Origin of the sequence: Helicobacter pylori, assembly GCF_006439795.1 — a bacterium.
Classification (GTDB): Bacteria; Campylobacterota; Campylobacteria; order Campylobacterales; family Helicobacteraceae; genus Helicobacter; species Helicobacter pylori_CR.
This window is the reverse complement of sequence record NZ_VEYL01000004.1, coordinates 107,162-114,636: the sequence shown is the minus strand read 5'-3', so window position 1 is coordinate 114,636 and position 7,475 is coordinate 107,162. Positions and strand designations below refer to the sequence as shown.

Annotated in this window: 6 protein-coding genes and 3 pseudogenes; 1 reads left to right on the top strand and 8 read right to left on the bottom strand. The window is 40.3% G+C overall.

Annotation, left to right across the window (positions count from 1 at the left end; genetic code table 11):
• The 5 genes and pseudogenes from FIM66_RS03115 to FIM66_RS03095 all read right to left on the bottom strand — a co-directional run.
• A pseudogene (locus FIM66_RS03115) lies at positions 1-278 on the bottom strand (DNA repair protein RadA); the annotation flags it as partial.
• Positions 279-389: 111 nt separating this feature from the next.
• On the bottom strand, positions 390-623 hold the full coding sequence (locus FIM66_RS03110) for a ribbon-helix-helix domain-containing protein (protein WP_000415833.1): 234 nt from the start codon (positions 621-623) through the stop codon (positions 390-392).
• Between the two features lie 159 nt (positions 624-782).
• Positions 783-1,763, bottom strand: coding sequence for an iron-sulfur cluster assembly scaffold protein (locus FIM66_RS03105; RefSeq protein WP_140547969.1), 981 nt, complete (start codon positions 1,761-1,763; stop codon positions 783-785).
• A 21-nt stretch (positions 1,764-1,784) separates the two neighbouring features.
• Entirely contained in the window at positions 1,785-2,948 is a 1,164-nt protein-coding gene (locus FIM66_RS03100; protein ID WP_140599955.1) for a NifS family cysteine desulfurase, read from the bottom strand.
• A 173-nt stretch (positions 2,949-3,121) separates the two neighbouring features.
• Positions 3,122-3,583, bottom strand: a complete 462-nt coding sequence (locus FIM66_RS03095) for a helix-turn-helix domain-containing protein (RefSeq protein ID WP_000444105.1) — start codon at positions 3,581-3,583, stop codon at positions 3,122-3,124.
• A gap of 65 nt (positions 3,584-3,648) precedes the next feature.
• Between FIM66_RS03095 and FIM66_RS03090 the strand changes: the two are divergent.
• A pseudogene (locus FIM66_RS03090) lies at positions 3,649-4,280 on the top strand (YbhB/YbcL family Raf kinase inhibitor-like protein).
• Between the two features lie 68 nt (positions 4,281-4,348).
• Here FIM66_RS03090 and FIM66_RS03085 read toward each other — a convergent pair.
• The 3 genes and pseudogenes from FIM66_RS03085 to FIM66_RS03075 all read right to left on the bottom strand — a co-directional run bounded on the left by FIM66_RS03085 (position 4,349) and on the right by FIM66_RS03075 (position 7,463).
• Positions 4,349-5,257, bottom strand: a pseudogene (locus FIM66_RS03085) (beta-1,4-N-acetylgalactosamyltransferase).
• Positions 5,258-5,555: 298 nt separating this feature from the next.
• Positions 5,556-6,662 (bottom strand): 1-deoxy-D-xylulose-5-phosphate reductoisomerase, encoded by a 1,107-nt coding sequence (gene dxr / locus FIM66_RS03080; protein WP_140599952.1) that lies wholly within the window; start codon positions 6,660-6,662, stop codon positions 5,556-5,558.
• On the bottom strand, positions 6,663-7,463 hold the full coding sequence (locus FIM66_RS03075; protein ID WP_140547974.1) for a phosphatidate cytidylyltransferase: 801 nt from the start codon (positions 7,461-7,463) through the stop codon (positions 6,663-6,665).
• Positions 7,464-7,475: the final 12 nt, after the last annotated feature.

The window sequence follows — 7,475 nt, the reverse complement described above, 5'->3', positions numbered from 1 at the left end:
AAATACAACCCCCCTTTAGCGATCCCCCCACCCAAAACAATATCCAATTCGCTTTGAGTGGAAGAAAATTTCACCACTTCTTCATGCTCAATTTCAGCGATAGAAACGCTTTTTTGCGCTTTTTGAAGCGGGTTTTTAAGCGTGCTTAAAACTTCCTTTTGGGTTTGGTTCAATTCTATAAAACTCTCCCATGCGTTGCATTGAACGCACTTGCCCAACCACTTAGGGCTTGTAAAACCGCAATGCTGACACTCAAATAAAGAAGTTTTTTTAGCCAAAATACCACTCTTTTTTAAAATCACACAGCTAAAGACTAGATAAAAACAAGGTTTCGGTTTTGCTCTATAGCAAAACTCGTAAAGCTACACTAAAAACAAGTTAAAAAATTATCAAGCGCCATTTTGCTCTATTTTTCTTAAAGCCTTCAAAATATAGCGTTTGATATAAGATCCCACGCTTTCTTCTTCTTCGTTAGCCATTTTTTCTAGTTTTTGGTATTGCTCATCAGAAAAATACAAGCTTACAGCGCGAGTTTTTTTATTAGCGTCTGCTTTTGGTTTGCGTCCTAGTTTATTTTTAGTTCCCCTCAAGCGAGTTTCATCTGTGTTTTCTGTCTTTTCCATCAAGTTCCTTCAATCATCATCGCAAATCGCTTCAAAATAGCATGTTAGCATAAAAGTAGCGTATAATGAATAATGTTGCAAGCGCTAATCATTCCTCATTTTGAGTTTATTAGCGTTCGCTTGAAAAAAGCCTCCACCCCTTAAAAAGTTCAAAACAAATCAAATCGGTAACACCCTGATACTGCGATCCAATAATTCCTGCAAGGCGTTTTCAATGGCAAATAAAGTCCCGGTAGTCGCGCTCATGCACCCATCGCATGCCCCCATGTAGCGGATATACACATCAATGTAATCATCGCTTTCTTTAATGTCTAAAATCTCTAAATCCCCCCCGTCCATCATAAGCATCGGGCGGATATTTTCATCAATGACTTTATCCACCGCTTTAATCTTTTGAACCATAGTCATTTCCCTGAAAGCCAATTCCCCATTTTGAGATTTATCAGCGGTGGCTTTAAGTTTTTCAGCTTCCATTTCTTCGCGCACTTCTTTAAGAATATCCACCAAGTAATAATCCCTTTTTTCATGCCCTCCAGGCCTCACACAGCTTTTACAAAAAGCGCCGGCTTTGGTGTAGTTAGTGATTTCTTCAACGCTTTTTAAATCATTGAGCCTGATCACTTCTTTAATCGTGCCTAAACTCACCCTAGCGCACTCGCACACGATGATTTCTTCTTCAAAATCTTCAGCGTTTTTGCCTAAATACATGCCGGCGGCTTTTTTGATCACATCATACGCCATCACGGAGCAGTGCATTTTTTGCCCAGGGACAGCCGGCGTGTCCGGATCGTCTCTCAAGCCTCTTTCCACATCTAAATTCGTGATTTTTACCGCCTCTTGGACTCTTTTATTCAAACACAATTCCACCATCATGTCCGAGCTTGCGATCGCTGTTCCGCAACCAAAGCTTTTAAACTTCGCATCAACAATCTTATCCGTGCTTTCATCTACAAGCCAATACAGCCTCACCGCATCACCGCATGCCTCTGCGCCATAATCCGCCACAATGAGCTTAGCGTTTTTGGCTTTAGCCTGCTCTTCGGTGATGACCCCTAAATGCGTAGGGTTATCCATGCGCCTTTGAACTTCTTTAGAATACGCGTCCCAAAGGACTGATCCCACTAAATCATGTTTTGCCATTTTGATTCCTTTATCTTCTTTTTAATAAGAGCTTGAAATGTTTCTCAATCTTGTAGCCGCTTGAGAGAAAACTTCAATCGTTTTATCAATTTCAGCTTCCGTGTTAAAACGACTCAATGAAAGCCTGATAGCGGTATGAGCTAATTCCTTACTCGCTCCAATCGCCACCATAACAGGATTAGCCTCTAAATCCTCACTCGCGCATGCGCTCCCTGTGGAAGCGGCGATATTAGAGCGGTTTAAATCCCACAGCATGGCCTCTCCTTCAATCCCTCTCACGCTGATTAAAGTCGTGTTAGGCACACGATGGATTCGATCCCCCACCACCATCACATCAGGGATTTTCAAAAGCGCTTCTTCTAATTTATCGCGCAATTTCCCTACCACTTCTTTTTCATAGTCTAAATGCTCTACGGCTAATTTCATCGCTTCGCCCATGCCCACAATATAAGGCACATTCAAAGTCCCGCTGCGCCTGCCATTCATATGCTCCCCGCCATGAAAAAGAGGGGTCAATCCCACCCCACTTCTAATATACAACCCCCCAATGCCTTTAGGCCCATGAAACTTGTGCGCGCTAAAAGAAAGAAAATCCGCATTCGCTTTTAACACATCTACAGGGATTTTACCAATCGCTTGCACCGCATCGGTATGGAACAACACGCCCTTTTCTTTACAAATAGCCCCAATTTCTTCAATAGGGAAAATGAGACCGGTTTCATTATTCGCCCACATCACGCTCACCAGAGCGGTTTTTTCTGTGATCGCTTCTTTGACTTGATCTGCGGTGATGCTCCCATGCTCATTAATGGGCAAGTAAGTAACTTCCACCCCCAAGCTTTCTAAAAAATTACAAGTGGATCGCACCGCCGGATGCTCTGCAACCGTAGTTATAATGTGGTTTTTGCCTTTTTTCAAGCATTCATCAAAATACACGCCCTTTAAAACCCAATTATTGCTTTCTGTCGCGCAAGAAGTGATGATCACATCATCTACATCCCTAGCGTTAATGCCCTTATAAAGCTTATCCAGCGCTTCTGCAATGGCCGGGTGGGTTTCTGTGCCAAACTGGTGCAACGAGCTAGGGTTCCCGTAATGATCCCTTAAAAAAGGATCCATGATCTCTTTAACTTTAGGGTCAATCCTCGTTGTAGCGTTATTGTCTAAATAAATTCGTTGTAACAAGGTTAATATTCTCCTTAAAAATTTTACATAGATTTTCTTATCTAAGTCTAAATTATGATTAAATACAAGATATTTTCTTAATTTTAACTTAAAATAAGATGAATTTTTGAAAACATTTTGAGAAATGCGAACATCCTCCTATCAAAAACCAACAACAGCCGCTACCAACCCGCTTAAGGTTTTTTAAGGGGTCTCCCACGCCTGTCTTTTAAAGCGTCTATCCCCCCTTGTTGGTAACGCTTCTCCCACACATAGAGTTTTTGCAATTGCTTCGCTACTTCTTTTTTAGTGGGCTTAATGCCCCTAAGGTTATAAAGAGCGGTAATGATAATGGGCTTTGGGACATTAAACCTTTGGATAAATTCCAAACAATCTTTTTTGAGCTGGGAGTCTTGCTTGTTTTTAGTAATATCCACATGGCTTAAATATTGCAACACGTAAAGGCGTTTTTCTTCATCTTCTTGTGCGATTTCTGGGGCTAACTCCATCCCTTGACTAACGCCTTTAAAAAACTTATTGGAAGCCTCTTGGGTGGGATAAACGCTCAAATAAGTTTCTAGTAAAGAAATCACTCTTTTTTGCTGTTCCAATAGCGCGTCTATTTTGGCGCTCAAACGATTTATTTTACTTTCCATGCGTTCAATGGTAACTAGTAAAAATAAATAACTATTTAATCATTAAAAAGGATTATTCTAATACCATGCTCCAAATTAAGATGTATTTTGATGATCATGCTACAATAAGAAAACGCAAAACGATTTCAAAGAAAAAAGGCTTAAAATGAAAACTTTTGAAGTGATGATTCAAACCGATTCGAAAGGGTATTTGGACGCTAAATTTGGCGGTAACGCCCCTAAAGCGTTTCTCAACCCAAACGGCTTACCCACTTATTCGCCTAAAATCTCATGGCAAAAAGTGGAAGGCGCTCAAAGCTATGCGTTAGAACTCATCGATCATGACGCTCAAAAAGTGTGTGGCATGCCGTTTGTCCATTGGGTCGTAGGCAATATCTCTCATAATGTTTTAGAAGAAAACGCTTCCATGATGGATAAAAGGATTACTCAAGGGGTCAATTCGCTCACTCAAGGCTTTATCCGTTCACCGCTCAATGAAAGCGAAAAACAACAATCCAACCTCAATAACAGCGTCTATATCGGCCCCATGCCCCCTAATAGCGATCACCATTACTTAATTCAGGTGTATGCCCTAGACATTCCTAAACTCGCCTTAAAAGCCCCTTTTTTCTTAGGCGATTTGCATGACAAGATGCGCAACCATATCATCGCCATAGGGAGAAAGGAATTTTTATACAAGCAGTTTGTGAGGAAATAAACTGCTTGTTTGTAGGTTTAATTCAATGAACCTAGTAAATAGAGCATGGAAGCAAAAATGATGATTGGTTACAAGCGGAATTTTTGATACATCTCTAAAATCCTCTTTTCATCTAGCATGCTTTCTTCAATCCTTGTGCCTATCAAGTCGGCATGGTGCTTTTTAAATTCTTGTAAAGGGATCAAATCGTCATAAACGATAGCGTTTCGTCTCTTTTTAGCTAAAGGGAAGTGCCATTGCACCATTTCCTTATCTCTAATATGGTGTTTGTCTTTAAGCTTTAGGACTTCATAACTTTCATCATTGTAGCGCCAAATTTCAAAAGGCTCGCAATCGTTATACAATAACCAATGATCCCCCCATGCGTCTAAAAAACCAAAATCCCCATCATTACGAACAAACACTTCAAAATCTTGCACCACAAAATTAATGCGCGAATACATCACAACCTCTTTAATATTCTTAGGGATATAAAAACTTTCATAAAGCTTTTTAGCGTCATAGATATGATCAACATCAATTTTTACTACCCACTCATTTTTAGGGATAAAAGAAAGCGTATAATTATAGTAATGATAAAGTTGGTGCCACAAACTCGGGCAATCCTTTAGTATGACTTCATAAGGATAGCTGATAGGGATAAATGAGGGGAACTTTTGACAAAACTCTAAAACCACTTCTTTAGAGCCATCATCGCAATCATTAAAACCAATGACCCCCCCTTTGAATGGCAGGAAGCATAGAAAACAAACTCTCTTCTAAAGTAACGATTTCATTTTTGACTCTAATAAAAGCCCATGGGTTTAGAGGGCTTTTAGGGTTTTGACTTTTTTTATCATAGTCAAAATAACCCGAATGCGTGGGATTGGGTAAAGTTAAAGTGGGATGGATAACCCTATCTTCTAAATGCCCCCCATAATTATAATTAAGAGAACTATTTTTATAAATACTCCTATTGCGTTCCATGAAGCTTTCATTATTTAAAGAAGCGATAGCTAAAAACACGCTTTCTTGATAATCATGGTTGAATAAAGCTTCTTCTTGAAGAGAACGAAGTTTTTTAGCCTCTAACATTTCCTTAATTTCATGATTGATTCCACAATAAGCGTCCCTATCATGGGCGTTTTCATGGGTGTTTTTTGCCTCTTTTAAACCACGAACGCACCTCATTACAAAAGGCATTCTCTCTTTAACAAAACCCTTGATTTTATTTTTTAACCCCATAAAAACTCCTAATTGAAATAAAACGCTATTAAAAAGCGAAATCTTATTATACTACACTCTCGCTACACTTCCAAAACGCTCCCTAACTTCTTTGTCTAATTCTAGCACTTCATCTAAAGTAGAGAGCTTGAAAGATTTTTTAGCGTACAATTCTAAGGCTTGAGAAATGATTTGAATAAAGCCACCAAAGGCGATTTCTTGATTTAAAAACTTCTTCATCGCCACTTCATTGCTCGCATTCAGCACCACGCCAAGCTTGGGGTTTTCTAATAACAAGTCTTTATAGCGCCACAAAGTGTAGCGCTCCATGCTAACGGGTTCAAATTTAATCGCGCTTAAAGCGTATAGATCTAGTGGCTTGATAGACGCGCTCAAAGAGGCCAACTTCGGATCGATCGCATAGCTTATGGGCAATTGCATGTCCGCGCTCGCTAAATGCGCGATGACAGAGTTGTCTTCAAACTCCACCAAAGCATGCACGATAGAGCTTCTTTCAATCAGCGCATCAATCTTTAAAGACGCCCCAAAAAGCCAATAAGTTTCTAAAATTTCAAAAAGCTTATTGACCATGCTCGCTGAATCAATGGTGATTTTAGATCCCATGCTCCAGTTAGGGTGCTTGAGCGCGTTTTGCGCGTTTTGAATAGGAATGAGTTCTAAAGGCGTGTCCCTGAAAGCCCCCCCACTCGCGCTAATGATTAAAGATTTAGGCTTTAAAGTCTTGTTTTGCAACAACGCCCACAAACCAAAATGCTCGCTATCAATGGGCGTGATTTTGGAAATGTCTAATAAATGCCCCGCGCTCACTAAGCTTTCTTTATTCGCTAGGGCTAGTTTTTTGTTCCTTTGTAAGCTTTTAAAGCTCGCTTTCAATCCTGCCACGCCCACAATGGCGTTAAGGACTAAATTGGAAACGCACTCTTCTATCATCGCATCAATGCCCTCTAACCCTACAAACACTTTCGCACCCAAAGGCTCTAAATTATTCAAATCGTTAGGATCTAAAATCGCTACTTTTTTGGGTTTGAAAACTTGGATTTGCTCATTGATTAAAGCGATATTTTTCCCACAGCTTAAGGCTTCTATTTCTACACCAAATTTTTTTGCGATTTTTAAGGCGTTTTTCCCAATAGAGCCGGTGCTTCCTAAAACAACCATTCAATCCCCTAAAAACACCGCCGTTTCTTTCCAAACTTCTAAAAAATACAACAACGCATGCAAGCCTAAAGCCCCAAAAAGCATGGAATCCAATCTATCTAAAACGCCCCCATGCCCAGGTAAAATCTTACCGCTATCTTTGATCCCGGCCTTTCTTTTCAAATAGCTTTCATACAAATCCCCAAACACCGCCATAAGAGCGATTAAAAAACTAAATAGAAGCGCCATAAGAAAGCCTCCGCTCAATTTCCCCATGCCCACAAACGATCCTAAAACGCTCGCCAAAACAACGCCAATCAACGCACCCTCTAAGGTTTTATTCGGCGAAGTGGGCGTGAAAGGGGTTTTGCCTAAAAGCTTGCCTCCAAAAAACGCCCCCACATCGCTTGCGACCACCACGACTAAAAGCCAAATGATCGCTACTGCACCAAAATCCTTATAAACCCCAAAAAGTGCAAAAAACCCAACGCCCGGGTATAAAAAGGGTAAAATGGCTTCGCTATGGTGCGCTTTTTGATAAGCAATGACGCTAGCCATAACCATCGCGCTGATAAGAGCACATTCTATGGGGCGCCCGTTAAAATACGCCGCTACCCATGACAACACTAAAATAAGATACAGACTAAAGCTCGCTTTAACTTGAAACAACCTTAACGCTTCAGAAAACCCTACCGCATAAATCCCCCCTAAAACCGCCCAAAACAACAACAAATTGTCCGCATACAAAATCAAGCCTGCTACAATGATTAAAACAAACCCTGTAATGTAACGAGACTTTTCTTTAAATAACTCTTCTTTCACTTTTTTCCTTAA

Bases quoted from the DNA above. Each gene is read 5' to 3' on its own strand.
- dxr (WP_140599952.1), bottom strand. From the start codon at position 6,662: ATGGTTGTTTTAGGAAGCACCGGCTCTATTGGGAAAAACGCCTTAAAA.
- FIM66_RS03105 (WP_140547969.1), bottom strand. From the start codon at position 1,763: ATGGCAAAACATGATTTAGTGGGATCAGTCCTTTGGGACGCGTATTCT.
- FIM66_RS03110 (WP_000415833.1), bottom strand. From the start codon at position 623: ATGGAAAAGACAGAAAACACAGATGAAACTCGCTTGAGGGGAACTAAA.
- FIM66_RS03095 (WP_000444105.1), bottom strand. From the start codon at position 3,583: ATGGAAAGTAAAATAAATCGTTTGAGCGCCAAAATAGACGCGCTATTG.